Source organism: Pseudarthrobacter sp. J1738 (genome assembly GCF_050490315.1).
Lineage (GTDB): Bacteria > Actinomycetota > Actinomycetes > Actinomycetales > Micrococcaceae > JBNPEO01.
Genome location: NZ_JBNPEO010000001.1, coordinates 447,192 through 472,785 on the forward strand (window position 1 = coordinate 447,192; position 25,594 = coordinate 472,785).

Annotated in this window: 36 protein-coding genes; 28 read left to right on the plus strand and 8 right to left on the minus strand. The window is 57.6% G+C overall.

The features are described 5' to 3' along the window. The first annotated feature begins 3 nt into the window (after nt 1-3). From rplD to map, 21 genes are all read left to right on the plus strand, one after another. Complete coding sequence (gene rplD / locus ACQR35_RS02115; protein WP_430266368.1) at nt 4-624, plus strand: 50S ribosomal protein L4; 621 nt, start codon at nt 4-6, stop codon at nt 622-624. Continuing rightward, a complete protein-coding gene (gene rplW, locus ACQR35_RS02120) occupies nt 621-926 on the plus strand; it encodes a 50S ribosomal protein L23 (protein ID WP_430266369.1) in 306 nt (101 codons plus the stop codon). Before rplD ends, rplW begins: the two co-directional genes overlap by 4 nt. Nucleotides 927-955: 29 nt before the next feature. Then, a complete protein-coding gene (gene rplB / locus ACQR35_RS02125; RefSeq protein ID WP_430266370.1) occupies nt 956-1,795 on the plus strand; it encodes a 50S ribosomal protein L2 in 840 nt (279 codons plus the stop codon). Between the two features lie 12 nt (nt 1,796-1,807). Next, the gene (gene rpsS / locus ACQR35_RS02130) at nt 1,808-2,089 is read left to right on the plus strand and encodes a 30S ribosomal protein S19 (protein WP_003803803.1); all 282 of its coding nucleotides are present in this window, start codon (nt 1,808-1,810) and stop codon (nt 2,087-2,089) included. A gap of 38 nt (nt 2,090-2,127) precedes the next feature. Next, nucleotides 2,128-2,493: a 50S ribosomal protein L22 gene (gene rplV / locus ACQR35_RS02135; protein ID WP_430266371.1), complete on the plus strand. Its 366-nt coding sequence runs from the start codon at nt 2,128-2,130 to the stop codon at nt 2,491-2,493. After that, nucleotides 2,494-3,330, plus strand: coding sequence for a 30S ribosomal protein S3 (gene rpsC / locus ACQR35_RS02140; RefSeq protein WP_430266372.1), 837 nt, complete (start codon nt 2,494-2,496; stop codon nt 3,328-3,330). Further along, complete coding sequence (rplP, locus tag ACQR35_RS02145; RefSeq protein ID WP_430266373.1) at nt 3,331-3,747, plus strand: 50S ribosomal protein L16; 417 nt, start codon at nt 3,331-3,333, stop codon at nt 3,745-3,747. 2 nt (nt 3,748-3,749) lie between these two features. Beyond that, nucleotides 3,750-4,079, plus strand: a complete 330-nt coding sequence (gene rpmC, locus ACQR35_RS02150) for a 50S ribosomal protein L29 (protein WP_430266374.1) — start codon at nt 3,750-3,752, stop codon at nt 4,077-4,079. Next, nucleotides 4,076-4,372 carry a 30S ribosomal protein S17 gene (gene rpsQ, locus ACQR35_RS02155; protein ID WP_430266375.1) on the plus strand — a complete coding sequence of 99 codons (297 nt, stop codon included), beginning with the start codon at nt 4,076-4,078 and terminating at the stop codon, nt 4,370-4,372. The genes rpmC and rpsQ overlap by 4 nt, the downstream gene beginning before the upstream one ends. 384 nt (nt 4,373-4,756) lie before the next feature. After that, a complete protein-coding gene (gene rplN / locus ACQR35_RS02160) occupies nt 4,757-5,125 on the plus strand; it encodes a 50S ribosomal protein L14 (RefSeq protein ID WP_056626628.1) in 369 nt (122 codons plus the stop codon). Between the two features lie 3 nt (nt 5,126-5,128). Then, nucleotides 5,129-5,488: a 50S ribosomal protein L24 gene (gene rplX / locus ACQR35_RS02165; RefSeq protein WP_430266376.1), complete on the plus strand. Its 360-nt coding sequence runs from the start codon at nt 5,129-5,131 to the stop codon at nt 5,486-5,488. Beyond that, a complete protein-coding gene (rplE, locus tag ACQR35_RS02170; RefSeq protein WP_430266377.1) occupies nt 5,488-6,069 on the plus strand; it encodes a 50S ribosomal protein L5 in 582 nt (193 codons plus the stop codon). Before rplX ends, rplE begins: the two co-directional genes overlap by 1 nt. A 79-nt stretch (nt 6,070-6,148) precedes the next feature. Next, nucleotides 6,149-6,547 carry a 30S ribosomal protein S8 gene (gene rpsH / locus ACQR35_RS02175; RefSeq protein ID WP_430266378.1) on the plus strand — a complete coding sequence of 133 codons (399 nt, stop codon included), beginning with the start codon at nt 6,149-6,151 and terminating at the stop codon, nt 6,545-6,547. An 18-nt stretch (nt 6,548-6,565) separates the two neighbouring features. Beyond that, complete coding sequence (rplF, locus tag ACQR35_RS02180) at nt 6,566-7,102, plus strand: 50S ribosomal protein L6 (protein ID WP_430266379.1); 537 nt, start codon at nt 6,566-6,568, stop codon at nt 7,100-7,102. A gap of 2 nt (nt 7,103-7,104) precedes the next feature. Beyond that, a complete protein-coding gene (gene rplR / locus ACQR35_RS02185; protein WP_430266380.1) occupies nt 7,105-7,491 on the plus strand; it encodes a 50S ribosomal protein L18 in 387 nt (128 codons plus the stop codon). A 29-nt stretch (nt 7,492-7,520) separates the two neighbouring features. After that, complete coding sequence (gene rpsE, locus ACQR35_RS02190; RefSeq protein ID WP_430266381.1) at nt 7,521-8,201, plus strand: 30S ribosomal protein S5; 681 nt, start codon at nt 7,521-7,523, stop codon at nt 8,199-8,201. A gap of 2 nt (nt 8,202-8,203) precedes the next feature. Then, entirely contained in the window at nt 8,204-8,410 is a 207-nt protein-coding gene (rpmD, locus tag ACQR35_RS02195) for a 50S ribosomal protein L30 (protein WP_430266382.1), read from the plus strand. Then, entirely contained in the window at nt 8,411-8,905 is a 495-nt protein-coding gene (gene rplO / locus ACQR35_RS02200) for a 50S ribosomal protein L15 (protein WP_430266383.1), read from the plus strand. A gap of 186 nt (nt 8,906-9,091) precedes the next feature. Then, the gene (gene secY, locus ACQR35_RS02205; RefSeq protein WP_430266384.1) at nt 9,092-10,402 is read left to right on the plus strand and encodes a preprotein translocase subunit SecY; all 1,311 of its coding nucleotides are present in this window, start codon (nt 9,092-9,094) and stop codon (nt 10,400-10,402) included. A 5-nt stretch (nt 10,403-10,407) separates the two neighbouring features. Then, nucleotides 10,408-10,980, plus strand: a complete 573-nt coding sequence (locus ACQR35_RS02210; RefSeq protein ID WP_430269246.1) for an adenylate kinase — start codon at nt 10,408-10,410, stop codon at nt 10,978-10,980. A gap of 122 nt (nt 10,981-11,102) precedes the next feature. Next, a complete protein-coding gene (map, locus tag ACQR35_RS02215; RefSeq protein WP_430266385.1) occupies nt 11,103-11,930 on the plus strand; it encodes a type I methionyl aminopeptidase in 828 nt (275 codons plus the stop codon). A 203-nt stretch (nt 11,931-12,133) separates the two neighbouring features. Here the strand turns inward: map and ACQR35_RS02220 are convergent, their stop codons facing one another. The 3 genes from ACQR35_RS02220 to ACQR35_RS02230 form a co-directional block, all read right to left on the minus strand. Next, nucleotides 12,134-13,480 carry an ABC transporter substrate-binding protein gene (locus tag ACQR35_RS02220; protein WP_430266386.1) on the minus strand — a complete coding sequence of 449 codons (1,347 nt, stop codon included), beginning with the start codon at nt 13,478-13,480 and terminating at the stop codon, nt 12,134-12,136. Between the two features lie 44 nt (nt 13,481-13,524). Continuing rightward, nucleotides 13,525-14,343: a carbohydrate ABC transporter permease gene (locus ACQR35_RS02225; protein ID WP_430266387.1), complete on the minus strand. Its 819-nt coding sequence runs from the start codon at nt 14,341-14,343 to the stop codon at nt 13,525-13,527. A gap of 119 nt (nt 14,344-14,462) precedes the next feature. After that, complete coding sequence (locus ACQR35_RS02230) at nt 14,463-15,341, minus strand: carbohydrate ABC transporter permease (protein WP_430266719.1); 879 nt, start codon at nt 15,339-15,341, stop codon at nt 14,463-14,465. A 582-nt stretch (nt 15,342-15,923) separates the two neighbouring features. On the opposite strand from ACQR35_RS02230, the gene infA reads away from it, so the two are divergent. The 7 genes from infA to truA all read left to right on the plus strand — a co-directional run bounded on the left by infA (nt 15,924) and on the right by truA (nt 20,204). After that, a complete protein-coding gene (gene infA, locus ACQR35_RS02235; protein WP_009358723.1) occupies nt 15,924-16,145 on the plus strand; it encodes a translation initiation factor IF-1 in 222 nt (73 codons plus the stop codon). Between the two features lie 72 nt (nt 16,146-16,217). After that, a complete protein-coding gene (rpmJ, locus tag ACQR35_RS02240) occupies nt 16,218-16,331 on the plus strand; it encodes a 50S ribosomal protein L36 (RefSeq protein ID WP_011775570.1) in 114 nt (37 codons plus the stop codon). Between the two features lie 185 nt (nt 16,332-16,516). Beyond that, nucleotides 16,517-16,894: a 30S ribosomal protein S13 gene (rpsM, locus tag ACQR35_RS02245; protein ID WP_430266388.1), complete on the plus strand. Its 378-nt coding sequence runs from the start codon at nt 16,517-16,519 to the stop codon at nt 16,892-16,894. 50 nt (nt 16,895-16,944) lie between these two features. Further along, nucleotides 16,945-17,346: a 30S ribosomal protein S11 gene (gene rpsK / locus ACQR35_RS02250; RefSeq protein ID WP_430266389.1), complete on the plus strand. Its 402-nt coding sequence runs from the start codon at nt 16,945-16,947 to the stop codon at nt 17,344-17,346. Nucleotides 17,347-17,495: 149 nt separating this feature from the next. Next, nucleotides 17,496-18,506, plus strand: a complete 1,011-nt coding sequence (locus tag ACQR35_RS02255; protein ID WP_430266390.1) for a DNA-directed RNA polymerase subunit alpha — start codon at nt 17,496-17,498, stop codon at nt 18,504-18,506. 65 nt (nt 18,507-18,571) lie between these two features. After that, nucleotides 18,572-19,282, plus strand: a complete 711-nt coding sequence (gene rplQ, locus ACQR35_RS02260) for a 50S ribosomal protein L17 (protein WP_430266391.1) — start codon at nt 18,572-18,574, stop codon at nt 19,280-19,282. A 31-nt stretch (nt 19,283-19,313) separates the two neighbouring features. After that, complete coding sequence (truA, locus tag ACQR35_RS02265) at nt 19,314-20,204, plus strand: tRNA pseudouridine(38-40) synthase TruA (RefSeq protein WP_430269082.1); 891 nt, start codon at nt 19,314-19,316, stop codon at nt 20,202-20,204. Between the two features lie 67 nt (nt 20,205-20,271). Here the strand turns inward: truA and ACQR35_RS02270 are convergent, their stop codons facing one another. Genes ACQR35_RS02270 through cpaB form a run of 5 tightly spaced genes read right to left on the minus strand, consistent with a single transcriptional unit; the run spans nt 20,272 to nt 25,539 of the window. Continuing rightward, complete coding sequence (locus ACQR35_RS02270; protein ID WP_430266393.1) at nt 20,272-21,147, minus strand: type II secretion system F family protein; 876 nt, start codon at nt 21,145-21,147, stop codon at nt 20,272-20,274. 9 nt (nt 21,148-21,156) lie between these two features. Next, nucleotides 21,157-22,110 carry a type II secretion system F family protein gene (locus ACQR35_RS02275; RefSeq protein ID WP_430266394.1) on the minus strand — a complete coding sequence of 318 codons (954 nt, stop codon included), beginning with the start codon at nt 22,108-22,110 and terminating at the stop codon, nt 21,157-21,159. Beyond that, entirely contained in the window at nt 22,107-23,549 is a 1,443-nt protein-coding gene (locus tag ACQR35_RS02280; protein ID WP_430266395.1) for a CpaF family protein, read from the minus strand. Before ACQR35_RS02280 ends, ACQR35_RS02275 begins: the two co-directional genes overlap by 4 nt. Further along, on the minus strand, nt 23,546-24,772 hold the full coding sequence (locus ACQR35_RS02285; RefSeq protein WP_430269083.1) for an AAA family ATPase: 1,227 nt from the start codon (nt 24,770-24,772) through the stop codon (nt 23,546-23,548). The genes ACQR35_RS02280 and ACQR35_RS02285 overlap by 4 nt, the downstream gene beginning before the upstream one ends. Beyond that, the gene (gene cpaB / locus ACQR35_RS02290; RefSeq protein ID WP_430266397.1) at nt 24,769-25,539 is read right to left on the minus strand and encodes a Flp pilus assembly protein CpaB; all 771 of its coding nucleotides are present in this window, start codon (nt 25,537-25,539) and stop codon (nt 24,769-24,771) included. Before cpaB ends, ACQR35_RS02285 begins: the two co-directional genes overlap by 4 nt. Between the last annotated feature and the right edge of the window lie 55 nt (nt 25,540-25,594).

Genomic DNA, 25,594 nt, shown 5'->3' on the forward strand with positions numbered 1-25,594 from the left:
TCAATGGCAAACACAGTCAAGGTAGACCTGCCTGCAGAGATCTTCGACGTACAGACCAACGTGCCGTTGTTGCACCAGGTTGTCGTTGCACAGCTCGCTGCTGCTCGCCAGGGTACTCACAAGACCAAGACCCGCGCTGAAGTTTCCGGTGCAGGCCGTAAGCCGTTCAAGCAGAAGGGTACAGGTCGCGCTCGTCAAGGCTCGATCCGCGCTCCTCACATGACCGGTGGTGGCATTGTCCACGGCCCGACCCCGCGTGACTACAGCCAGCGGACCCCCAAGAAGATGAAGGCTGCCGCACTGCGTGGCGCTCTCTCTGACCGCGCACGTAACGGCCGCATCCACGTGGTTGCAGACTTGGTAAATGGCTCCGCGCCGTCCACCAAGGAAGCACAGATCACGCTGCGCTCCGTATCCGAGCGTAAGAACCTGCTCGTTGTTATCGACCGCGCCAACGATGTTGCAGCACTGTCTGTGCGCAACCTCGAGAGTGTTCACGTTCTCTACGTAGATCAGTTGAACACCTACGACGTGCTCGTCGCCGACGACGTGATCTTCACCCAGGCTGCCTACGAAGCATTCGTTGCTCAGAAGGACAGCAAGAACGAGGAGGATGCCAAGTGAGCGCAGCCACCATCAAGGACCCGCGCGACGTCGTATTGGCGCCCGTGGTTTCGGAGAAGAGCTACGGCCTGATCGACGAGGGAAAGTACACCTTCTTGGTGGACCCTCGCTCGAACAAAGCCGAGATCAAGCTGGCCGTAGAGAAGATTTTCTCTGTCAAGGTCGAATCGATCAACACCATCAACCGTGCCGGTAAGCGCAAGCGCACCAAATTCGGCTGGGGTCAGCGCAAGGGTACCAAGCGTGCCATTGTCTCCCTCAAAGAAGGCACAATCGACATCTTCGGCGGTCCGCTCTCGTAGCGGAGACCACTTTAACGAGGAAATAAATTATGGGAATCCGTAAGTACAAGCCGACTACCCCGGGCCGTCGTGGCTCGAGCGTAGCCGACTTCACAGAAATCACGCGGTCGACTCCGGAAAAGTCGTTGGTCCGTCCGTTGCCCAAAAAGGGTGGACGTAACAACACCGGTAAGATCACGACCCGTCACAAGGGTGGTGGACACAAGCGTCAGTACCGTCTGATCGACTTCCGTCGCCACGACAAGGACGGCGTCAACGCCCGCGTTGCCGAAATCGAGTACGATCCGAACCGCACGGCTCGCATCGCGCTCCTGCACTACGTTGATGGCACCAAGCGTTACATCATCGCTCCTAACAAGCTCAACCAGGGCGACTTCGTAGAAGCAGGTGCCAACGCTGATATCAAGCCTGGCAACAACCTGCCTTTGCGCAACATCCCGGTTGGTACCACCATCCACGCAGTTGAACTGCGTCCCGGTGGCGGTGCCAAGATGGCTCGCTCTGCTGGTGCTTCGGTACAGCTGGTAGCCAAGGAAGGTCGCTTCGCTCAGTTGCGTCTGCCCTCCGGTGAAATCCGCAACGTTGACGTGCGCTGCCGCGCAACCGTCGGCGAGGTGGGCAACGCCGAGCAGTCCAACATCAACTGGGGTAAGGCTGGCCGCATGCGCTGGAAGGGCGTTCGCCCGACAGTCCGTGGTGTAGCTATGAACCCGGTTGACCACCCGCATGGTGGTGGTGAGGGTAAGACTTCCGGTGGACGTCACCCGGTCAACCCGAACGGTAAGCGCGAGGGCCGCACCCGCCGCCCGAACAAAGAGAGCGACAAACTTATTGTTCGTCGCCGCCGTACTGGCAAGAACAAGCGATAGGAGCCTGGACACATGCCACGCAGCCTGAAAAAAGGTCCTTTCGTTGACCAGCACCTCTTTGTGAAGGTAGCCAGGGAAAACGAAAAGGGCACCAAGAATGTCATCAAGACCTGGTCCCGCCGTTCGATGATCATCCCCGACATGCTCGGGCACACGATCGCCGTACACGATGGACGCAAGCACATTCCGGTGTTTGTCACCGAGTCGATGGTCGGGCACAAGCTCGGCGAATTCGCTCCCACGCGGACATTCCGCGGCCATGTTAAGGACGACCGTAAGGGCAAGCGCCGCTAGGCGCCTGCACTTACGTCTTAGACGAGAGAAGGAAAGCAATGGAAGCCAAGGCAATTGCGCGTCATATCCGCGTAACGCCTATGAAGGCCCGGCGCGTCGTCAACCTTGTTCGTGGTAAGCAAGCGAATGAGGCTCTGGCAATTCTGAAGTTTGCCCCCCAGGCAGCTTCGGAGCCGGTTTTCAAGGTAGTTCAGTCGGCCATCGCCAACGCCCGCGTTCTTGCGGACAAAGACGGTGTCGCATTCGACGAGGGCGACCTCTTCATCAGCGAGGCCTTTGTTGATGAGGGCCCGACCATGAAGCGGTTCCAGCCGCGTGCTCAGGGTCGCGCATTTCAGATCAAGAAGCGCACCAGCCACATCACTGTGGTTGTCGCTACCCCTGAGAAAGAGGAGGCTCGCTAAGTGGGACAGAAAGTAAACCCGCACGGGTTCCGACTCGGCATCACCACTGACCACGTTTCGCACTGGTTTGCTGACAGCACCAAGCCGGGCCAGCGTTACAAGGACTTCGTTCGCGAAGACATCAAGATCCGTCAGCTTATGTCCACGGGCATGGAGCGCGCCGGTATCGCCCGCGTAGAGATCGAGCGCACTCGCGATCGTGTTCGTGTGGATATCCACACTGCACGTCCGGGTATCGTTATCGGTCGTCGTGGAGCCGAAGCAGACCGCATCCGCGGCGAGCTCGAGAAGCTCACGGGCAAGCAGGTTCAGCTGAACATCCTCGAGGTCAAGAACCCCGAGATGGAAGCTCAGCTTGTTGCTCAGGGCGTTGCAGAGCAGCTGACTTCACGTGTGGCTTTCCGCCGCGCAATGAAGAAGGCAATGCAGTCCGCTCAGCGTGCTGGTGCCAAGGGTATCCGTATCGCTTGCTCGGGCCGTCTCGGTGGCGCCGAAATGTCTCGCTCGGAGTTCTACCGCGAAGGCCGTGTGCCGCTGCACACCCTGCGTGCGAACATCGACTACGGCTTCTACGAGGCCAAGACCACCTTCGGCCGTATCGGCGTGAAGGTTTGGATCTACAAGGGCGACGTCACCTCCAAGGAACTGGCTCAGCAGCAAGCTGCAGCTCCGTCCCGCGGCCGTGGCGCCGGTGACCGTCCGGGCCGCCCGGCAGGTGACCGCCGTCGTCGTAACGACCGTCCGGCAGCAGACGCAGCTCCCGCAGCTGCAGAAGCACCGGCAGCTGAGGCAGCTGTAGCCGCACCGGCTCAGGCTGTAGAAGGAGGACAGGCTTAAATGCTTATCCCACGTCGAGTCAAGCACCGTAAGCAGCACCACCCGGGTCGTTCCGGCGCTGCTACGGGCGGCACGAAGGTCTCCTTCGGTGAATGGGGTATCCAGGCATTGAGCCCGGCATACGTCACCAACCGTCAGATCGAGTCTGCTCGTATCGCGATGACCCGCCACATCAAGCGTGGCGGTAAGGTCTGGATCAACATTTATCCGGACCGCCCGTTGACGAAGAAGCCGGCCGAAACCCGCATGGGTTCCGGTAAGGGTTCTCCGGAGTGGTGGGTCGCAAACGTCAAGCCGGGACGGGTTCTCTTTGAGATCTCCGGCGTCGAAGAATCGGTAGCCCGCGAGGCCCTGCGCCTGGCGATCCACAAGCTCCCGTTGAAGGCACGCATTTTGCGTCGCGAAGGTGGTGAGTAGAAATGTCAGTAGGATCCAAGGAACTTGCATCCGCACAGCTGGACGGTTTCGACAACGAGCGCCTCGTTGAAGAACTCGGTAAGGCTAAGGAAGAGCTGTTCAACCTGCGTTTCCAGTCCGCCACCGGTCAGCTGGAGAACCACGGTCGTTTGCGCGCTGTCAAAAAGGACATCGCACGCATCTACACCGTTCTGCGTGAGCGCGAGCTGGGCATTCGTGCCGAGGTTGCTCCCGTAGCCGTAGAGGCCAAGGAAGAAAAAAAGTCCAAGAAGGCTGATGCCAAGAAGGCCGACAAGGCTGACAAGGCAGAGACCAAGGAGGACTCCAAGTGACTGAAAAGGACAAGAACGTGACGGAAACTGTTTCCGCTCAGGATCGCGGTGACCGTAAGACGAAGCGCGGCTACGTCGTCTCCGACAAGATGGATAAGACCGTCGTTGTTGAGGTCGAAGACCGTGTGAAGCACGCTCTGTACGGCAAGGTTATTCGCCGTACTTCCAAGATCAAGGCACACGACGAAGAGAACGTGGCCGGCATCGGCGACCTCGTACTCCTCGCCGAGACCCGCCCGCTCTCCGCTACCAAGCGTTGGCGCCTGGTCGAGATCCTCGAGAAGGCTAAGTAAGGTTCAATACCCTACCTAGTTCGAGGCACTCTCAACTGTGCTAAAAGAACCCCCATGCCCCTTAGGGTGTGGGGGTTCTTGCGTTGCCTGTGGTATTGGCTCGAGTAGGGCTGAAGGCGTAAACATGCTAGGATATTGAGTTTGTATGGCGCGAATCGTGCGTTATGCATTCCTCGTAAACAATCGTGCCAGTGCATACTGTGCCAGACCAGACCACCCCAGGGCAGGTTTCGGCCGTGGACTCAGATGTTTCTGGAACGAGCGTTTAGTCCTGTGCTGGCAAAATCCAGGCAGGTCAAGAGACACCCCGATCAACCGTTCCGCAAGGCTCATTCCGTAAGCATGATTTCGGTCTGAGAACCAGCGCGACGCAAGGAGTAAAAATTGATTCAGCAGGAGTCGCGACTCAAGGTCGCCGACAACACGGGTGCTAAGGAAATCCTTACCATTCGCGTTCTCGGTGGATCTGGCCGTCGCTACGCAGGCATTGGCGACGTAATCGTCGCAACCGTCAAGGATGCAATCCCGGGCGGTAACGTCAAGAAGGGTGACGTCGTAAAGGCTGTCATCGTTCGTACCAAAAAGGAACGCCGCCGTGTGGATGGTTCCTACATCAAGTTTGACGAGAACGCAGCTGTGATCTTGAAGGCAGACGGTGACCCTCGTGGTACCCGTATCTTCGGACCGGTTGGCCGCGAACTTCGTGACAAGAAGTTCATGAAGATCGTTTCTCTGGCCCCGGAGGTGCTGTAACTCATGGCGAAAATTAAAAAGGGTGACCTCGTTCAGGTCATCACCGGCGCAAAGCAGGAACGCGGCGGCGACCGTGGCAAGCAGGGCAAGGTTCTGCGCGTAATCCCCGAGACCAACCGTGTGTTGGTTGAAGGCATTAACCGCATCACCAAGCACACCAAGGCTGGCCAGTCGGACCGCGGCACCAAGACCGGTGGCATCGAGATCGTCGAAGCCCCGATCCACGTTTCCAACGTTGCACTCGTTGACCCGTCCACCAAGAAGCCCACTCGCGTTGGCTTCCGCGTTGAGACGGTAGAGCGCAATGGCGTAAAGCGCGAAGTTCGCGTCCGCGTATCCAAGAGCTCCGGGAAGGACATCTGATGACTGAGACTCTCGAGACTCCAGCAGGCAAGATTGTTCCTCGCCTGAAGACCAAGTACGCAGACACCATCAAAAAGTCGCTGCAGGACGAATTCAGCTACGCCAACGTGAACCAGGTTCCGCGTTTGGTCAAGGTTGTTGTGAACATGGGTGTTGGAGATGCCGCCAAGGACTCCAAGCTGATCGACGGCGCTGTCCGCGATCTCACCCTGATCACCGGCCAGAAGCCGCAGGTCACTAAGGCTCGCAAGTCGATCGCACAGTTCAAGCTGCGCGAAGGCATGCCCATCGGTGCACACGCAACCATGCGTGGAGACCGTATGTGGGAATTCGTGGACCGTCTGGTAACGCTGGCACTGCCGCGTATCCGTGACTTCCGCGGCCTCAACGGCAAGCAGTTCGATGGTAACGGTAACTACACCTTCGGTCTGACCGAGCAGGTTATGTTCCACGAGATCGACCAGGATTCCATCGACCGCACTCGCGGTATGGACATCACGGTAGTGACCACCGCAAAGACCGACGACGAAGGCCGCGCACTGCTTAAGGCGCTTGGCTTCCCGTTCAAGGCCGAAGACTAATCTAACTACGTAACAGGTCCTTCGCCGAGGCTTTATGCCACGTCGAGGAAACCAGTACGAGGAAGGGCTATAGCCCAAAATGACTATGACAGATCCTGTCGCAGACATGCTTACGCGTCTGCGCAATGCAAACTCGGCATACCACGACTCCGTGTCCATGCCGTACTCCAAACTGAAGGCACGCGTTGCCGACATCCTGAAGGCTGAGGGCTACATTGCCTCCTGGAAGGAAGAAGAAGCAGAGGTTGGCAAGAAGCTGACCCTCGAGCTGAAGTTTGGTCCGAACCGCGAGCGTTCCATTGCTGGCGTCCGCCGTATTTCCAAGCCGGGCCTGCGTGTATACGCAAAGTCCACCAACTTGCCTCACGTGCTCGGTGGCTTGGGTATCGCAATCCTGTCCACCTCTTCCGGCCTCTTGACTGACAAGCAGGCTGGCAAGAAGGGCGTGGGCGGCGAAGTCCTCGCGTACGTCTGGTAACGGGAAAGGAAGAGAATAATGTCACGTATTGGACGTCTCCCCATCACCGTTCCGGCCGGCGTAGAAGTCAAGGTCGACGGTTCCGTCGTCTCCGTCAAGGGTACTAAGGGCGAGCTGAGTCACACTGTGGCCAGCCCGATCGAGGTCACCTTGGAAGATGGAACCCTGACGGTTACCCGCCCGAATGACGAGCGCGAATCTCGCTCGCTCCACGGTCTGACACGCACCCTGATCTCTAACATGATCGAGGGCGTTACTAACGGTTACGAGAAGAAGCTCGAAATCGTTGGTACCGGTTACCGCGTACAGGCCAAGGGTGCAGACCTTGAGTTCGCTCTTGGTTTCAGCCACCCGGTAAGCATCACTGCTCCGGATGGTATCTCCTTCGCAGTAGAGGGCCCCACGAAGCTCTCCGTTGCAGGAATCAACAAGCAGCAGGTCGGCGAGGTCGCTGCTAACATCCGCAAGCTGCGCAAGCCGGACCCGTACAAGGGTAAGGGCATCCGTTACGCCGGCGAAGTTATCCGCCGCAAGGTCGGAAAGGCTGGTAAGTAACCATGGCCATCAGCATCAATAAGAAGCGCACTGCCAACAAGAGCAAGGCTGCGGCTCGTAATCGTCGCCAGCTCCGTATTCGCAAGCGCGTTGTAGGTACTGCGGTACGCCCCCGTTTGGTGGTAAACCGCTCTGCACGTCACGTATTCGTCCAGGTTGTCGATGACAGCAAGGGCCTGACCGTGGCTTCCGCCTCCACTTTGGAAGCAGATCTTCGTGCATTCGATGGAGACAAGACTGCCAAGGCTAAGCGCGTAGGCGAGCTCGTTGCAGAGCGCGCCAAGGCTGCTGGCATCGAGGCTGTTGTCTTCGACCGCGGTGGTAACAAGTACCACGGCCGTATCGCCGCCGTCGCAGATGGCGCACGTGAAGGTGGTCTGGCACTGTGACCGAAGCGAACAACGAAAAGGAAACTCAGGTGACTGAAGCTGCAGCAGCTGTTGCAACTGAGACCACTGACGCAGCAACCACCACCGATGACCGCCGCGGCGGCAAGCGTGGTGAGCGCGGCGAGCGTGGTCAGGGCCGCAACGACCGTGGTGGCCGTGGTGGCCGCGATGGTGGTCGCGATGCCGAGAAGAGCCAGTTCGTAGAGCGCGTTGTAACCATCAACCGCGTTGCCAAGGTCGTCAAGGGTGGTCGTCGCTTTAGCTTCACCGCTCTCGTCGTCGTTGGTGACGGTAACGGTATGGTCGGCGTTGGCTACGGCAAGGCTAAGGAAGTTCCGGCTGCTATCGCAAAGGGCGTTGAAGAGGCTAAGAAGTCCTTCTTCCGCGTTCCTCGCGTTGGTAGCACCATCCCGCACCGTGTGCAGGGTGAAGCTGCCGCAGGTGTTGTAATGCTGCGTCCGGCTTCCGCCGGTACCGGTGTTATCGCTGGTGGTCCGGTCCGTGCGGTATTGGAGTGCGTGGGTATCCACGACATCCTCTCCAAGTCGCTCGGTTCTTCCAACGCAATCAACATCGTTCACGCGACTGTTGACGCTCTGAAGCAGCTCGAAGAGCCCGCTTCCGTGGCAGCCCGCCGTGGCTTGCCGCTGGATGAGGTTGCTCCTGCTGCTCTGGTGCGCGCACTCCAGAACCAGAAGGCAGGTGCCTAGTAATGGCTAAGAACCTGACTCCCTCCGACGCACAGTTGGAGATCACTCAGATTAAGGGCGTCATTGGCGTCAAGGCGAACCAGCGCGAGACTCTTCGGTCCCTCGGCCTCAAGCGGATCGGACACACTGTTGTTCGCACCGCCGATGCCGTTACCGTTGGCATGCTCAACACGGTTCCGCACCTGGTAAAGGTAGAGGAGGCGAAGTAAATGGCAGAGAAGAAAACCGCTGACAAGGTCCAGGACGCTGCTGCTGAGAAGCAGAACGCTCTGAAGGTTCACCACCTGCGTCCCGCTCCTGGTGCCAAGACCGCCAAGACCCGTGTTGGTCGTGGTGAAGGTTCCAAGGGTAAGACTGCTGGCCGTGGTACCAAGGGTACGAAGGCTCGCTACCAGGTCAAGGCCGGCTTTGCCGGTGGCCAGCTGCCGTTGCACATGCGTCTTCCGAAGCTTCGCGGCTTCAAGAACCCGTTCCGCGTGGAATTCCAGGTTGTTAACCTGGACAAGCTCTCTGAGCTGTTCCCCGAGGGTGGCGCAGTAACAGTAGCCGACTTGGTTGCAAAGGGTGCAGTTCGCAAGAACCAGCCCGTCAAGGTGCTCGGCACCGGTGACATCACCGTCAAGGTTGACGTTACCGTCGACGCATTCTCGGCATCCGCTGCAGAGAAGATCGCAGCCGCAGGCGGAAGCACCACTGCTCTCTAACGAGATCCAGTGAAGCTTGACGCTTAGCAATGAACTCCCGGTGCATGGAATAACACTTCATGCACCGGGAGTTTTTGCCATTTTATGGGCACTCAATTACTGTGCCTGCCCGTGCACCCGTTAGACTCGGTTGTTGGGTTTGCTTGACCTACATCACATGACTTTATAAACAACTCAGGAGGACGCTTGCTAAGCGCATTTGGACGGGCCTTTCGTACGCCTGATCTGCGACGCAAGTTGTTGTTCACACTGGCAATCATCACTATCTTCCGCTTGGGTGCTTTTATCCCCTCGCCGGGTGTGAGCTACCAGAACGTTCAGCAATGCTTGAATAGCGGTCAGGCCCAAGGTGGTCTCCAGCAACTCGTCAACCTGTTCAGCGGCGGTGCACTCCTTCAGGTGTCCATCTTTGCGCTGGGCATCATGCCTTACATCACCTCGAGCATCATTGTTCAGTTGCTGCGCGTAGTGATTCCCCGCTTCCAAGAGTTGTATGAGGAAGGCGCTCAGGGGCAGACCAAACTGACCCAGTACACGCGTTACCTCACTATTGCATTGGGCCTTTTGAACGCCACAACATTGGTGTCCTTGGCACGTTCAGGTCAGTTATTGCAGGGCTGCCAGTTGCCGATCATTCCGGACAGCAGCATTGTGACAACCATCTTGCTGATCATCACCTTGACGGCCGGTACGGGCCTCATTATGTGGATGGGTGAATTGGTCACTGAAAAGGGCGTCGGCAACGGCATGTCCTTGATGATCTTCACATCCATCGCAGCCGGCTTCTTCCCGTCCATGAACTCGATCCTGACGTCCAAGGGTTGGGGCACCTTCTTGATCGTTATCGCCGTCGGTCTTTTGACCGTGGCGCTGGTGGTTTTTGTGGAGCAGTCGCAACGGCGAGTCCCCGTCCAGTACGCCAAGCGTATGGTGGGCCGCCGCACCGTGGGTGGAACCAGCACGTATATCCCCATCAAGGTGAACATGGCCGGTGTTATCCCGGTGATCTTTGCTTCGTCGATGTTGTACCTGCCGGCACTGCTGGCTCAGTTCAACACCCCGCGTGACGGTAGCGCTATGCCGGGCTGGGTTGAATGGATCAACAACAACCTCACGCGCGGCGATCACCCGATCTACATGCTCATCTACTTCCTGATGATCATCTTCTTCACATACTTCTACGTCTCGATCACCTTCAACCCTGAAGAGGTCAGCGACAACATGAAGAAGTATGGTGGATTTATCCCGGGTATCCGGGCCGGTAAGCCGACTGCAGACTACTTGCAGTACGTGCTGTCCCGGATCACCTTGCCCGGTGCTTTGTACTTGGGTTTGGTGGCGTTGATTCCGTTGATTGCGCTGGTGTTAGTTGGCGCTAATCAGAACTTCCCGTTTGGTGGTACTTCCATCTTGATCATGGTTGGTGTGGGACTCGAGACGGTGAAGCAGATTGACGCACAGCTTCAACAACGGCACTACGAAGGGCTTTTGCGATGACGAGAATGCTGATCATTGGACCTCCCGGTTCGGGTAAGGGAACTCAAGCCGAGCGGATTTCCGGTCGCCTTGGAATTGTTGCCATTTCCACGGGAGACATTTTCCGCGCCAATGTTAAGGGCGAGACGCCTTTGGGGCTTGAAGCGAGGAAGTACATGGATGCTGGTGACTTTGTCCCGGACTCCGTGACCAACAAGATGGTTCGCGATCGTCTGAGCCAAGATGATGTGGAAGTTGGCTTCTTGCTCGACGGTTACCCGCGGACCACCGCCCAGGTGGATGAGCTAGATGACATTCTGGCCAGCAGCGAACAAAAGCTCGACGTCGTTTTGCAACTGACGGCCGACGACGAGGAACTCGTTAAGCGCCTTTTGGGCCGTGCCATTGAGACTGGCCGAAGTGACGACAACGAGACAGTGATCCGTCACCGTTTGGACCTCTACCACGAGCAGACCGAGGCTGTTGTCAGCAAATACGCTAACCGTGGCATTTTGACTCAGGTTGACGGTATCGGCGGCATTGACGAGGTCACCGATCGTGTGATGGCAGCCATCAAGTCAGCCACCGATAGCAAGTAGTACTTCTGAGAGCCTTCAGATGATTGACCTCCGGGCCGGGCGCTGCGAAAGCAGTTAGCTCGGCCCGAGCCGCTTGTGCGGCACATCAGTAAGAACACAGCACACCGAATAAAGGGAAGTACATGGCCTTCAGCCAGCCGCGCGTTGAATTCAAAACCGATGAGCAGATGCACTTGATGCAGGAAGCTGGGCTACTGCTCAGTCGTGCTCTGGATGCTGCGGTGGCCGCGGCGGTCCCGGGGGCTACCACGGATGACTTGGACCGGGTATTCGCGGAGGTAGTGGACGCTGCTGGCGCTCAATACAACTTCTTGAACTACCACGGCTACCCCAAACACATTTGTGCTTCAGTGAATGAAGAAGTGGTCCATGGCATCCCGGGCCCGCGTGTGCTGCAGGATGGAGACATTATCTCCATTGACGGCGGTTGCATCGTTAAGGGCTGGAATGCCGATTCTGCTCGCACCGTTTTGGTGGGCACTGTGGACCCGGAGGATCAGCGCTTGTCTGATGTCACTGAGGAAGCCATGTGGCGGGGGATCGCCGCCCTGGCCAAAGCTAAGTTTGTGGGGGAGATTGGCGACGCCATTGACGATTACGTTTCATCAGTTCCCGGCAAAAAACTGGGCATTCTTGAAGACTACGTTGGTCACGGCATTGGAACCGAAATGCATATGGCCCCCGACGTTTTGAATTACCGCAGCCGGCACCGTGGGCCCAAGGTGCGTCCGGGAATGTGCTTAGCCATTGAGCCGATGCTGGTCCGCGGTGACATTGAAACGGCTGTCCTTGAAGACGATTGGACAGTTGTAACAACTGATGGTTCGCGGGCGAGCCAATGGGAGCACTCGGTTGCAGTGCACAGTAAGGGGATCTGGGTTCTCACGGCGCCCGACGGCGGCGCAGCGCGACTGGAGCCGCTCGGCGTCGTACCCGTTCCGATTCCCTAACCACCCGCGGAACGGCCGCTAGCACCGAACGCTAGCAACGAACGTTAGTAACGACTCGCCGTAACGCTGCTAGTAATACTGCAAGTAACACTTCAAGTAACACTTCAAGTAACACTGCCAAACGCAAACTGACCAGCAGTTGTGACTGTCCCAAGCTGGGAACAGCCACAACTGCTGGTCAGTTAAGTTAAGCCACTAGGAACTTACGCTTTGAGCTTGGGCTTAACATCCTTGGTGTAGATGCCTTCAAGCGTGGATTTGAGGGTCTTCATGGCTTCCTTGACGTCGCCCTTTTGGGTCAGGATTGACGCTGCAGCCTTAGCCATTTCCTGATCAGCGCCCGGCAAGAAGACGCGTGCGTTGTCCTGAACGCGGGTCACGGCCAACTGGTCCATCGCCGTTTTGATTTGTGGGGTTTTGGCCAGAACAGCAGTCATGTCGGCGGAGGTGCGGGTTGGCATGTAGCCGGTTGCTGCCGAGAAAGCAGCAGTGTTTTCCGGTTCGGTCATAAACTTCAAGAACATACCGGCTGCAAGCTGCTCTTCCTTGCTTACGCCGCTGGGGATACCCAAACCTGCTCCACCGGTGGGGCAAACGCCTGTGGTCTCTTTGGAGCCACCGGGCAAAAAGCCCACACCAACGTTGAAGCTCGCAGACTTCAATATGCCGATGAGGGAACCGGTGGAAGACAACGTTGCCGAGGCAATGCCAGCAGCGAAGTCATCAGCAGATTCCTTGGAAGAAACGCCTGCCCAACCGTCCTTGTACACGGAATCTTGAGCCCACTGCAGCGCAGCAACCGAAGCGTCAGAGTCGCACGTGATGTCCCAATCTTTGGACCATCCGCCGCCTTCGCCCCACAGGTTGTTCTGCAGAGTCCAACCAGCGTAGCCAGCTAGCGCCGGGTACATAAATGCGTACTGGGCCTTAGAAGCGGCCTTGAGCTTTGGCGCCCACTCAGCGAATTCTTGCCACGTCTTCGGTGCGCGGTCCGGCAAGCCAGCAGCCTTGAAGTGGTCTTTGTTGTAGTAAAACAACGGTGTTGAGCGGCCGTAGGGGAGCGCCCACTGCTTTGAGTCGTATTTGTAGTCGTCCACTAGGGACTTACGGAAATCATCAACCTTGACGTCCAGCTGCTTGATGAGAGAGTCCAAGGAAATGATGTTCTGGTTCATGTAGTAACGGAACCACCACACGTCGGAGAGGACCACAAGAGCAGGCAAGCCGCTCTTGGCAGCCTGAGCCGTCTGGAACTTCTGCGCAATCTCTTCGTAGTTGGAACCGGCAGTGACCAAGTTGACCTTGATTGTGGGGTTGGCCGCCTCGAACTTGGCGATGATTTCCTTCTCAACATCCTGGGACTTGCCCGGGTGGTTGGACCAGAAGTCGATGGACGTTGCCGGCTTCACGCCAGAAAAGTCTACTTCCTGGGTTGACGCCGAGGAGTTGTTGGAGGCAGTGGAGGGGCCACCACACGCGGAGATAGCAGCGGCTCCGGCGCCAGCGCCGGCTAAGGAAAGGAAGAGCCGGCGGTCAAGATTGAGGGACATGATGAACCTTTCAGAGGGAGTGGTGTTATTTGAAGGGAGTTAGCTCAGCCGGTGACTGAACCTTGAGTGAGACCCGCGACGATGTATCGCTGGAGCATGGCAAAAATAATCAAAATCGGAATAATCACCAGGACGGCGCCGGCCATAAGAATTCCCCAGCCAGAACCGTTGCCTTCGGAGTTCTGCAGGAGCGTTAGGCCCACTGGCAAAGTCATTGCCTCGGGTTTGTCAGTGATGATGAGTGGCCAGATGTAGTCATTCCACTCGCTGACCACGGTGACCAGACCCACGGTGGCGATGGAGGGAACTGACACCGGAACTACCACTTGCCACAAACGACGCCAGTGCCCAGCGCCGTCGATCTCTGCAGCCTCAAGAATGGATCCGGGCAGAGTCATAAAGTGTTGGCGAAGCAAGAACGTACCGAAGGCAGTTCCCAGTCCGGGCAGGATGATGCCCCAGAGAGTGTTTTTGCCGCCCATACCCGCGATCAGCAGGTAATTGGGAAGGATGGACACTTGGGCCGGAACCATCAGGGCCACAAGAATCAAAACAAACATCACGTTTTTGAAGGGGAATCGCACAAACACCAACGCATAGGCGGTGAGGATAGCGAGGACCACTTTGATGGTGGATCCCACAGCCGTGACGATCACTGAGTTAGCAAAGAACTGCCCAAAAGGAACAGTGGTCATAGCCACTGTGTAGTTTTCCGGGTTCAGAGTCTGCGGCAGGACTTTCAAATCTAGGGTGACAATCTCTCCCGGCTGTTTGAAGGAACTCAAGATCATCCACAGCAAGGGAAGGAAAACCACCATTGTGGCCAGGATCAGTGGCACATATCCGCCCACAATGGTCTGCACAAGATTACTGCGAGTAAAAACGCGTTGTGGCCCAGTTGTGCTATTTCGATGCCCTTTCCCAGGACGGTGAGGTTTTGGAAAGGACGACGCCGGGAGGTCAGTCGGTGAATCGGTGCGGCTCACGCGTAATGCACCTTCCGTTCAACGAAGCGAAGTTGCAAGACAGTGATGATTAGCAGGATCACAAAGAGAATGACCGATACGGCGGCGGAATAGCCGGCACGGTTGTACGCGCCGAAGGCTTGAAGGTAAGCCTCATAAATCAGCGTGCTGGTGCCGTTGCCCAAGGGGGTCATGATACGGATCAGGTCAAAGGCCTGAAGTGAGCTGATCATGGTGGTGATCAGTAAAAAGAACGTAGTGGGGGAGAGGAGTGGAAGGCTCACGCTCCAGAACCGCCGGAAACCGCCAGCGCCGTCGATGGCCGCTGCCTCCATTACGTCCTTGGGTAGGGACTGCAGTCCGGCCAGGTAAACCACCGCACAATAGCCCAGGTTCTTCCAGATATAGACAATGATCACCATCAGCAATGAGAGCTGGGGATCATTGATCCACTCCGGGCTCTGCTGGCCCAAGCCGCGTAGAATCCAGGCGAGAACGCCGTAACCGGGATCAAAGATAAAAAGCCACACAAGTCCAACGCCCACCCCGGAAAGAACGTAGGGCGCAAAAACAGCGGACCGGGCGAAGGTGGTGCCGCGTACTTTGGAATTGAGCGCCAACGCCACGAGCAACCCCAGCACCATTGACCCGCCCACGGTAGCGAGGGTGAATATCCCGGTGGTGCCCAGAACGCGGGGCGCGTCCGAACTCGTGAAGAACGTTATGTAGTTCCCCAGGCCGACCACTGTGGCGTTGGCCGAACCTAAGGTCCAGTCCAACGTTGAGTAGTAGATGTTGTTGAACAACGGCAAATAAGTGAAGACAGCAATCAATGCAAGGTTGGGGAACGCGAACGCCAAGAAAGTCCAGAAGTCTCTTCGACTGCGCGCACTCATACCGCGCTGCTTGAGTTGGTGAGGTTGCTTGGGCGTGCCCTGCGTGTTGGCGGTGCTTAGTTTCGTGGACCGCCGGACCTTGCCGGCCCGGCCTGGCGAAACACCAGCCGCCTCGGGCGCAAGGCTGCCCCGAGGCTGGGTGAGGGATTCGTTGTGGCTCATGTAGGTCTCTATCTGATTTCTCTGGCGCCGGTGGATGCTTAGCTTTAGCGGGAGCCGAAGGGAGTGACTCGCCTGATTCTCGGCACCAGGTTCTAGGCCACTTCACCACAAGCACGGAGCGCATTTGAGCCGTTTTGGGCCCCTAAAGCATTTATTCGACGAGCTTTTGTTAGGCGTTTACGCGTTGTTTCACTCAGCGACGGCCCAGGTTTGGCCAAGACTTCCGCCGAGCCAAGTGCGTGCGTTCTGAGGAACCATGGGCTAACATGTGCCGATTTAACTTCCGAAGGGAAATGACGTAGAGTTATTTGTTGGTTGTCTGCCCTGCCGTGCCCTAGTGCCGGTGGAAAGAGAACTAAAACCCAAAAATGTTCACGGTGTGATTCGAATGCGTCGTGACAACAACAGTTAGCGGAGGATATGGCCAAGAAGGACGGGGTCATTGAGATCGAGGGCGTTGTGACAGAGGCTCTTCCCAATGCGATGTTTCGCGTTGAGTTGACCAACAAGCACATCGTTCTGGCACACATCTCAGGAAAAATGCGTCAGCACTACATCAGGATCCTCCCAGAGGACCGCGTGGTGGTGGAGCTCAGCCCGTACGACCTCACTCGAGGCCGTATTGTCTACCGCTACAAATAAACCGCTGAAAGCCTGAGGCGAATTTCACCGACGGCCACCTCAGTACTCACTGCAAACACGCAAAGGAATGCCATGAAGGTCAAGCCGAGCGTCAAGCAGATCTGCGACAAGTGCAAAGTGATCCGCCGTAATGGCCGGGTCATGGTGATCTGCGAGAACCCGCGCCACAAGCAGCGTCAGGGCTAATTCCCTTAGGGAATTACCCTCCAGGAAACTGGACTGCTTAACCCACGCAAGTAAATAAAGGCAGCACAAGCTGAATTGGGACGTATTGAGCCCGGACAGCTAACCCCCGGTCGGAGGCTGGGGCCGCACTGAAAGTGCGGGTGTACTGCCTACGACCTCCGGTTTATACAAGGAGCACTGCCACTATGGCTCGTCTCGCTGGCGTAGACATTCCCCGCGAAAAGCGGTTGGAAATTGCGCTTACATACATCTACGGCGTGGGCAAGACCCGTGCACACGAAACCCTGGCTGCCACCGGCATCAGCGCTGACGTCCGCGTTAAGGACCTCACCGACGCCGAGCTGGTTCAGCTGCGTGACTACATTGAAGGCAACTACAAGGTTGAGGGTGACCTTCGCCGCGAAGTAGCTGCAGATATCCGCCGCAAGGTTGAAATCGGTAGCTACGAAGGCCTGCGTCACCGCAAGGGCCTGCCAGTACGCGGACAGCGTACCAAGACCAACGCTCGTACCCGCAAGGGCCCGAAGCGGACCGTCGCCGGCAAGAAGAAGGCTACTCGCTAAGTCCTTCCGGACTAACGAAGCTTTCCCCATAACTTTCTGTAGGAGAAGAAATGCCCCCGAAGACTCGTGGCGCGGTTCGCAAGCCGCGTAAGAAGGACAAGAAGAATATCGCGCTTGGCCAGGCGCACATCAAGAGCACCTTTAACAACACCATCGTGTCCATCACGGACCCCACTGGTGCTGTCATCTCATGGGCATCCGCCGGTGAAGTTGGCTTCAAGGGCTCGCGTAAGTCCACTCCGTTCGCCGCACAGCAGGCCGCAGAGTCCGCTGCAAAGCGCGCTCAGGAGCACGGTTTGCGCAAGGTTGACGTATTCGTAAAGGGTCCGGGCTCAGGCCGCGAGACCGCCATCCGCGCACTGCAGGCTGCTGGCCTGGAGGTTGGCTCCATTCAGGACGTCACCCCCAGCGCTCACAACGGCTGCCGTCCGCCGAAGCGCCGCCGCGTCTAATTGTTAATAGCCACCAGCGATGGTGCGTGAGGAGTATTACTCCCACGCACCATTAGCTGGCTAGGCTGGAAACGATTGGTACGGACCGACGTCGATTTCCACCACCTGTGTTGCGTCATATAGCGGATGCTCGCCGAAAGGAAACCTAAGTGCTCATTGCACAGCGCCCCACCCTCTCAGAAGAGGTAGTCTCCGAGAACCGTTCACGGTTCGTCATTGAACCGCTTGAGCCTGGCTTCGGCTACACTCTCGGAAACTCCCTCCGCCGTACCCTGCTCTCCTCCATTCCCGGTGCTGCTGTAACCAGCATCCGGATTGATGGTGTGTTGCACGAATTCACCACCGTTCCCGGTGTAAAGGAAGATGTCACTGAGATCATCCTGAACATCAAGAGCCTTTCGGTGTCTTCTGAGCACGATGAGCCGGTTGTTGCTTACCTGCGCAAGCAGGGCCCCGGAGTCGTCACCGCCGCGGACATTGCTCCTCCGGCCGGTGTTGAATTCCACAACCCGGATCTGCACATTGCCACGCTTAATTCGAAGGGCAAGTTCGAACTCGAACTGACCATCGAACGCGGCCGTGGTTACGTTTCGGCAGCTCAGAATAAATCAGGCGAGTCCGAGATCGGCCGTATTCCGGTTGACTCGATCTACTCACCCGTGATGAAGGTGACCTTCCGCGTGGAGGCCACCCGTGTTGAGCAGCGCACTGACTTCGACAAGCTCATTGTCGACGTGGAAACCAAAGCAGCCATCACCCCGCGTGATGCTGTGGCTTCCGCCGGCACCACCTTGGTGGAGCTGTTCGGTCTGGCACGCGAGCTGAACACCGCAGCTGAAGGTATTGAGATTGGCCCGTCGCCTACGGACGCTGCTTTGGCCGCTGACATGGCTCTGCCGATCGAGGATCTGGACCTTACGGTTCGTTCCTACAATTGCCTCAAGCGTGAGGGCATCCACTCCGTGGGTGAACTCGTTGCTCGCTCCGAGGCAGACCTGATGGACATCCGTAACTTCGGTGCGAAGTCCATTGACGAGGTCAAGGCAAAGCTGGTTGAACTGGGTCTGTCCCTCAAGGACTCCCCTCCCGGTTTTGATCTTGCAGCCCGTGCCGCAGCCATTGAAGAGGACGACGCCGCTTTCGGCGACGACGAACTCTAAACAGCAGATTCCGGCTGCCGATTCGCTGAGCGATTCGGCTGGCCATTCCAACAGGAGAAATAACTATGCCTACCCCCACTAAGGGTCCGCGCCTCGGAGGCGGAGCGGCTCACGAGCGTTTGATGCTCGCGAACCTGTCCGCAGCGCTCTTTGAGCACAAGCGGATTACCACCACCTTGACCAAGGCCAAGCGCCTCAAGCCGTACGCAGAGCGTCTCGTGACGTTCGCAAAGCGCGGGGACTTGTCCTCACGCCGTCGTGTGCTTGCTTTGATCAGCAACAAGGGCATTGTCCACGAGCTGTTCACCGACATTGCCCAGGCAGTGGAGAACCGCGACGGTGGCTACACCCGCATCACCAAGATCGGTAACCGTAAGGGCGACAACGCTCCTATGGCCGTGATTGAACTCGTTCTCGAGCCGCTTTCCGCTAAGCAGTCCGTTGTTGCCGAGGCCAGCACTGCTGCTGCCAAGGCTGCCCCGGCCGCTGAGGAAGCTGTTGTTGCCGAGTCCTCTGAGGTTGAAGCTGTTGAGGCTGATGCTGCAGAGTCCACCGAAGCTAAGTACGCTGGCTCCAAGCCTGCTACCGAGGACAACGTTGCTCCTGAGGGCTACGAGGTCAAGGGCAACGAGGACTCCATGAAGTTCCACGTTCCCGGCTCACGCTGGTACGACGCTACTGTTGCCGAAGTTTGGTTTGACTCAGCTGAGTCCGCCGCAGCTGCTGGCTTTGCGCCTGCAGGTGGCGAAGCCGCTCAGGCAGTAGAAGCAGAGTAATCTGCCTCTACGTCCGCAGTAGTATTCGTTGATGAACGAGCTCAAACCCGCCACCCCCACTTTTGGGGGTGGCGGGTTTTTGCGTGTCCGCTTAGATTTGGCGTACGACGGCGGCCCTTTCAGCGGGTGGGCCACTCAACCGGGGCTGGTAACGGTTCAAGGCAGCCTCGAGGAGGCACTTGCGTTGATGTTGCGACGCCGGGTACGGGTCACGGTTGCTGGCCGTACCGACGCCGGAGTACACGCGAGTGGGCAAGTGGCCCACATCGATCTCACCCCGGAGGAATGGGGTTCGCTGCCTCGCGGGAATGAACTCGCGCCGGGGGAGGCGTTGCGCCGCCGCTTGGATGGCGCCCTCAACCGGGTTCTGGGCGACGACCATTCGGCACTGGTCATCCGTAAAAGCGAATTGGCTGATCCTGGTTTTGATGCGCGCTTTTCAGCCTTGTGGCGCCGCTACAGCTATCGCATTGTTGACCTGCCTCAGTACCGGGACCCGTTGAGCCGGACAGTGACCTTGTGGCACAAGCACGCCTTGGACGTTGAGGCCATGAATGCTGGTGCCAGAACGCTTTTGGGTCTCCGAGATTTCCGGGCGTTTTGTAAACCCCGCGAAGGCGCAACCACCATCCGGGAACTTCAGCGCTTTGAGTTCACACGAGGCCAAGACGGTGTCATCACCGTGGCAGTTCAAGCCGATGCGTTCTGCCACAACATGGTCCGTGCACTCGTTGGATCTACGCTGCGGGTAGGAGACGGCCGGGAAAAGCCTGAGTGGCTGTACGCTCGTTTGCAGGCTGGTATTCGGGACGCAAAGTCAGTTCTCGCTGCCCCACACCCTTTGGTCCTAGAAGAGGTTGCCTACCCCGGGCCGGAGGAACTCGCCGCCCGCGCAGAACTGACGCGAGCCCGCCGGGCGTAGTTTCGGATGACATAACGGATCCCCCCGGCTCTGGGTGCCGAGGGGATCCTGACTGGGGGCCGCGCTGCTAGGAGAACGCGGCAATTATGTTCATCACTGCAGGGCCCAGCAGGATGATGAACAGTGTGGGGAAAATACAGAAGATGAGCGGGAAGAGAATTTTCACCGGGATTTTCATGGCGTGTTCCTCAGCCCGTTGACGACGTTTGATTCTCAACTCGTGCGCCTGAATCTTGAGGACCTTCGCAATCGGTACGCCGTAGGTATCGGCCTGGATAATAGCCCGGATAAAACTGCGCAGTTCCGGCACCTGAACTCGTTCAGCCATGGCCTGGTAGGCCTCTTTGCGCGACCGCCCCACCTGAATGTCTTGAAGCGTTCGGATGAGTTCCTCAGCTAGTGGCCCATCACCATTTTGCCCTGCCCGTCCCATGGCTGCTTCGAATCCCAAACCTGCTTGGACGGAAATGAGCATCTGGTCCAGAGAATTGGGGAGCTCCTTTTGAATGGCAGCCCGGCGTTTCTCTGCCTGGCTTCGCAATAGCAAATCAGGGGCGAAGAAACCGAAGGCTAGGGATCCTATAAAGATCAAAAAGCGTATGGGCGAAGGACTGGCGAGTAACACCATCAGCCCAAGCGCGCCCAGAACCAGGGCAAGAAGAGGTTTGACTGAAATAAGCCGCTCGAGCGGCCAGTCTTTAGGCCGTCCTGCAGCCGCCAGCTGCCGGTCAAGCCAAGCTTCGTAGCTTTTGGGTGTGAGCTGCCGGGAGAAAGTTGTCCAACTTTCGCCCAATGCAGGCTTGTCGGATTGAACTCTCTCACGCAAACCTAGGTTGCTTTGAATATTGCGGATCCCGGCGCGGTCTGGGCTCAACACAAGCCAAACCATCACGGAGATGGGAACTACTATTGCCAGCATTGCGCCGAGGGCTATGGGTGACATGAGGTCCTCCTAATACTTCGGCTTGATCAGACGGCTGAGCCAAAAACCGCCGATTGCTAGCATGATGGCCGCAACGATCAACATCAGCAGCCCAGGGAGGGTAGTGGTGAAGGTGACTGCGTAGCTTGGATTGATAAACAACAACGCGACGAACAAAACAATAGGAAGGGCCATAAGGACTATTGCCGACATCCTGCCCTCGGCACTGAGTGCTTGGACTTGGCGTTGGATCTGGTTCCGGTCACGGATGGTCTCTGCAAGGTGGTCCAGCACTTCAGCGAGCTCACCGCCTACTTCGCGGTGAATTTCAATGGCTTGCGCCACCCAGTCGAAGTCCTCGCTACCTGTTCGTTTGGCGACGTCCTGCATCGATTCGTTGAGCGCACGGCCAATGCGGACCTCGTTAACGATTCTGCTTAGCTCTTGGCTCATGGGCGCTTCGCCTTCGGCCGCAGCTGCATCGATGGCACGCAAAAGGCTGTGCCCGGCGCGCATACTTCCGGTGAACATTTGTAGAGTGTCAGGTAGTTGGTCTGCGAAGGCCTTTTGACGCTTGGCGGTAGTTATGGCCAACCACAACAGCATGCCACCGGGGAAGGCAACTAGCAGGACAATGGCGAGCGCCAGGCCGCTGAGGATGTACCCAATCAGCCCTCCAAGGACTGCACCGGCTGCCATCATGAGAAGGAAGTCGGCGGGCTGCATTTTCAGCCCGGCCCGCTCCATCTTCTCCCGGTCCACCGGGGCGCTTGTTCCTGTTTTGAGCCGCCTGTTAATCAGTCCCACGGCCGAGTCTGTCAGCCGGGTCAGGCCAGATACTGTATTGACCTGGTCTGGACGCCGCCGTGTCAAAGGTATGACTCTGGTCGGTTGGAAAACCACCGTAAATAAGAGCACCAATGCTGCGAAGACCAATATGATCCCCACAACGAGCATGCTCACCGGAAGCTCGGTGGTATTCATCGGTGGCCCCTGACGACTGGCGCACCAAATACTTGTGGTGAAACGTGGATTCCTAGTTCTTCAAATCGGTCAGTGAATCGGGGACGGACACCGGTGGGAACCGCGTGACCTAGGAAACGTCCGGTCAGATCAATGCCGGCAGCGTAGTCGAAGACAAAGGCGTCCTGGAGGGTGACAGTGTCCCCTTCCATGCCTTGAACCTCAGTGACATGGGTAATGCGCCGTGTCCCGTCTCGAAGTCTGGAAATGTGCACAATGAGGTTCACTGCCGAGGCAACTTGTTCGCGGATGGCCCTGAGCGGCAAGTCCATGCCGGACATCAGTACTAGGGTTTCCAAACGGGCAATGGCGTCACGCGGCGAGTTGGCGTGAACCGTGGAAAGTGACCCATCATGGCCGGTATTCATAGCTTGGAGCATGTCTAAGCTTTCACCACCGCGGACTTCACCCACCACAATCCGGTCTGGCCGCATACGGAGCGAGTTACGGACCAGGTCACGGATGGAGATTTCGCCGCGGCCCTCAATGTTGGGTGGCCGGCTTTCCAGACGCACCACATGATCTTGTTGGAGTTGAAGCTCCACCGCGTCCTCAATGGTGATGATGCGGTCGGTTGCAGGGATAAAGGAGGAGAGCACGTTGAGCATGGTCGTTTTGCCGGTACCGGTACCTCCGGAGACGATGATGTTCATCCTTGCCAGCACACAGGCCTTGAGCAGCTCGGCGATTTCCGGTGACATACTTCCGAACTCGATGAGCTTCTGAACCGTCAGTGCTTCACGGGCGAACTTGCGGATGGTGAGGGCTGCACCGTTGAGCGCTAAGGGCGGGATAATTGCGTTCACACGTGAGCCGTCGGCCAAACGCGCATCAACCAACGGGGACGACTCGTCAATACGCCGGCCTACACGGGAGACCACACGCTCAATCACCCGGCGCAAGGCATCTTCGCTGGCGAACTTTGTGTCAGTTTTGATGAGCTTGCCTTGGCGTTCAACGTAGATTTGATCAGCGCTGTTGACCATAATTTCCGTGACACTTGGGTCATCGAGATAACGTTGGATGGGCCCGTGGCCTAGGACATCGTCAATGATTTCGCGGATGAGCCGTTGGCGCTCGCCGCCTGAGAGTGGAACTTGTTCCTCATCCACCACGGCTTTGAGCTCGTCTTTGACGAACTTATGGAGTTCAACTTCGTCCAGGGACGAATCGGTGATTCGGGAACCGAGCCGCTCGTACAGCGCTTCACTGGCGCGTTCCTTGAGCCCGTTGAGTGCCTCACTCGCCGCAGACGCCGTCGGAGTTTCTGTCTTGACTTCCACAGCGGATTGTTCAGCTGCGTGCGCAGTAGCAATGGTTCCCAAAGTAGTGGCCGTGGCCGGGGGCGCGAGCACCTCTGGGCCCGAATTTTTTGCGGCAAGTCGGTGTGAGAGGTTCATTGCATAACCGCCCTTCGGTGTAGCCGCTTGTGGGGGCGGGCTTCCCAATTTGGTTTGAAACGCTCCACCAATTGACGGAGTGCTTTCGCTGCAGGGTCGCGCCGGCCCTCTTGAAGGACTGGCACACCTTTGTTGGTGGCGAAGGGCATGGTGCGTGTTCGTGGGATCACCACGTCCACGGGAGAACCGATCGTCGCTTCGATGTCTTGAATGGAGATCCCGGATTTCCGGTCCGCCATATTGAGTACTACGTGCCGTTCCTCGGGAAGCAGATCCAGTTCAGCGAGCACGTTGAATCCGGTGCGCAAGCCACGAACGCTGGGGATGTCCATTCCGCACACCCATACGGCATCGGTGGCTTCCTCAAGGGTTGCCAGGACGTGTTCACCCAAGCCCGGGGCGGTGTCTACCACCACGTACTGGAACTCTTGGCGAAGTTGCTTGAGCAGATGGGTGATGTGCGCGGCAGTGATGTTGTCCATCTCGATCGGATTCCGCGGTGCGCACAGCGCGTAGATGTTGCTGGGGTGCAGGGAAAGGTAGGTTTTCAGGACCATTGAGTCTTGACTGCCTGCGCCAGCCACTGCATCAGTGATGGTGTATTCGGGATCGATCAATAGCCCGCTGGCAACATCACCAAATTGCAGGTCCAAGTCAACGATCACCACACTCATGGGTGCGATCCCGCCTAAACCAACTGCCAGGTTGGTGGCGATGGTTGTTTTGCCTACCCCACCTTTGGGTGACATTACAGCTATGACGCGTCCGCCGTCGGCGTTTGGTCCTTCTCCTGCGGATGGTGCCAAACCACGACGCCGACCTGCCGCCGCGAGTGCGGCGCGTTCCACTGTTGCGCGGATGGTCTCTGTGTCAGCGCCCGGAGTAAGGATGTCCCGGATGCCGGAGCGCATGGCTTGAAGTGAGAGTTCATCCTGCTCAGTCGCAACCAGAAGCAGTGCGATGTCCGGGCACTGAAGGTCCATCGCAGCGGCGAACTTGAGTGTCTCATCCAGTGGCAGTCCTGGACCAAAAATTAGCACTTCCGGTGGTTCGCCACCTTTTTGACTGTATTGCTGGCTGCCTTGTTCGCCCAAGATCTCCTCGGGGCTTTGTGGAAGGTAGTCGGCTTCAAAGTGGGCCAGCATTCCACGCATGGGATTGGTGGCTAGGCGGACCCGGTGGGCAAAGTCCTTGTCTGGTGTGATGAGGAGGAAGCGGCTCATTTCAGCACCTTGGTGGAGTCCACCACACCGCTAGAGTCTTCCACTGAAGCAGAGGTTTCCTTGGAGAAATACACTTTTCCAAACTCGACGGCGTAGACGATCCGTTGGGCGTCTGCTGCGCTGACGGCAATGGTCATCAGGTAGGTGTCATTGGCGGACGAGCTTGAGGACTTGCTGGAACTAAGTGCGCCACCGCCGCTGGACTGTTGAGCCTCGCCCTGCGTTTGGGCAGCCTGCCCGCTGCTGTACTGGACTGCCGTTACAAGCACCTTGTGGAAGGTGAGCTGTGTGCGATCCGGGGTGGTGTCAGTTTTGGGGATGGAGAGGAAAACCCCAGCCGTATCACCGGCTTGGATTCGGCCACCTGCTACACGGTCAATAGGCAGCCGGATGCTGACTTCCTGTTTTCCGGCGGGCACTTCTACCCGCGCAGGGCCAAGATAAGCGGTGGAATCCACTAACCGGCTGCTGATGAGCTGTTCGCCCTGGAGCAGTTCAACGGAGGTGACTTTGGTGCCAATGTCGCTCAGGCTGGTCAGAGTCTCAGCTGCTACGGCGGACTTAGGGAGCGACTTGCTCTCTAGGTACTCGGAGAGTTTACTGGCGGGAGTTCCGGCCGGAATGTCGGTCTTGACCACCAGAACTTCTTCGGTCTCCGTGTTACCGAGGGCACGCTTGTCAGCGCCCTGGACGTAATTGAAGAGAATGATGGTTCCAATGATTGCCACAACAAGTGCGGCGATGCCTCCCAGTAGGCGTGTTTTCACGAGATTCCCCTTAGAAAATCCTTATATTTTGTTGATGAGGCGAAGGGCTAGTGCC

What these genes read in the sequence shown, in the direction of transcription:
- rplD (WP_430266368.1), top strand. Translation starts at nt 4, where the DNA reads ATGGCAAACACAGTCAAGGTAGACCTGCCTGCAGAGATCTTCGACGTA.
- rplB (WP_430266370.1), top strand. Translation starts at nt 956, where the DNA reads ATGGGAATCCGTAAGTACAAGCCGACTACCCCGGGCCGTCGTGGCTCG.
- rpsS (WP_003803803.1), top strand. Translation starts at nt 1,808, where the DNA reads ATGCCACGCAGCCTGAAAAAAGGTCCTTTCGTTGACCAGCACCTCTTT.
- rplV (WP_430266371.1), top strand. Translation starts at nt 2,128, where the DNA reads ATGGAAGCCAAGGCAATTGCGCGTCATATCCGCGTAACGCCTATGAAG.
- rplP (WP_430266373.1), top strand. Translation starts at nt 3,331, where the DNA reads ATGCTTATCCCACGTCGAGTCAAGCACCGTAAGCAGCACCACCCGGGT.
- rpmC (WP_430266374.1), top strand. Translation starts at nt 3,750, where the DNA reads ATGTCAGTAGGATCCAAGGAACTTGCATCCGCACAGCTGGACGGTTTC.
- rplX (WP_430266376.1), top strand. Translation starts at nt 5,129, where the DNA reads ATGGCGAAAATTAAAAAGGGTGACCTCGTTCAGGTCATCACCGGCGCA.
- rplE (WP_430266377.1), top strand. Translation starts at nt 5,488, where the DNA reads ATGACTGAGACTCTCGAGACTCCAGCAGGCAAGATTGTTCCTCGCCTG.
- rpsH (WP_430266378.1), top strand. Translation starts at nt 6,149, where the DNA reads ATGACTATGACAGATCCTGTCGCAGACATGCTTACGCGTCTGCGCAAT.
- rplF (WP_430266379.1), top strand. Translation starts at nt 6,566, where the DNA reads ATGTCACGTATTGGACGTCTCCCCATCACCGTTCCGGCCGGCGTAGAA.
- rplR (WP_430266380.1), top strand. Translation starts at nt 7,105, where the DNA reads ATGGCCATCAGCATCAATAAGAAGCGCACTGCCAACAAGAGCAAGGCT.
- rpmD (WP_430266382.1), top strand. Translation starts at nt 8,204, where the DNA reads ATGGCTAAGAACCTGACTCCCTCCGACGCACAGTTGGAGATCACTCAG.
- rplO (WP_430266383.1), top strand. Translation starts at nt 8,411, where the DNA reads ATGGCAGAGAAGAAAACCGCTGACAAGGTCCAGGACGCTGCTGCTGAG.
- ACQR35_RS02210 (WP_430269246.1), top strand. Translation starts at nt 10,408, where the DNA reads ATGCTGATCATTGGACCTCCCGGTTCGGGTAAGGGAACTCAAGCCGAG.
- map (WP_430266385.1), top strand. Translation starts at nt 11,103, where the DNA reads ATGGCCTTCAGCCAGCCGCGCGTTGAATTCAAAACCGATGAGCAGATG.
- ACQR35_RS02220 (WP_430266386.1), bottom strand. Translation starts at nt 13,480, where the DNA reads ATGTCCCTCAATCTTGACCGCCGGCTCTTCCTTTCCTTAGCCGGCGCT.
- ACQR35_RS02230 (WP_430266719.1), bottom strand. Translation starts at nt 15,341, where the DNA reads ATGAGTGCGCGCAGTCGAAGAGACTTCTGGACTTTCTTGGCGTTCGCG.
- infA (WP_009358723.1), top strand. Translation starts at nt 15,924, where the DNA reads ATGGCCAAGAAGGACGGGGTCATTGAGATCGAGGGCGTTGTGACAGAG.
- rpmJ (WP_011775570.1), top strand. Translation starts at nt 16,218, where the DNA reads ATGAAGGTCAAGCCGAGCGTCAAGCAGATCTGCGACAAGTGCAAAGTG.
- rpsM (WP_430266388.1), top strand. Translation starts at nt 16,517, where the DNA reads ATGGCTCGTCTCGCTGGCGTAGACATTCCCCGCGAAAAGCGGTTGGAA.
- rpsK (WP_430266389.1), top strand. Translation starts at nt 16,945, where the DNA reads ATGCCCCCGAAGACTCGTGGCGCGGTTCGCAAGCCGCGTAAGAAGGAC.
- rplQ (WP_430266391.1), top strand. Translation starts at nt 18,572, where the DNA reads ATGCCTACCCCCACTAAGGGTCCGCGCCTCGGAGGCGGAGCGGCTCAC.
- truA (WP_430269082.1), top strand. Translation starts at nt 19,314, where the DNA reads ATGAACGAGCTCAAACCCGCCACCCCCACTTTTGGGGGTGGCGGGTTT.
- ACQR35_RS02270 (WP_430266393.1), bottom strand. Translation starts at nt 21,147, where the DNA reads ATGTCACCCATAGCCCTCGGCGCAATGCTGGCAATAGTAGTTCCCATC.
- ACQR35_RS02275 (WP_430266394.1), bottom strand. Translation starts at nt 22,110, where the DNA reads ATGAATACCACCGAGCTTCCGGTGAGCATGCTCGTTGTGGGGATCATA.
- ACQR35_RS02280 (WP_430266395.1), bottom strand. Translation starts at nt 23,549, where the DNA reads ATGAACCTCTCACACCGACTTGCCGCAAAAAATTCGGGCCCAGAGGTG.
- ACQR35_RS02285 (WP_430269083.1), bottom strand. Translation starts at nt 24,772, where the DNA reads ATGAGCCGCTTCCTCCTCATCACACCAGACAAGGACTTTGCCCACCGG.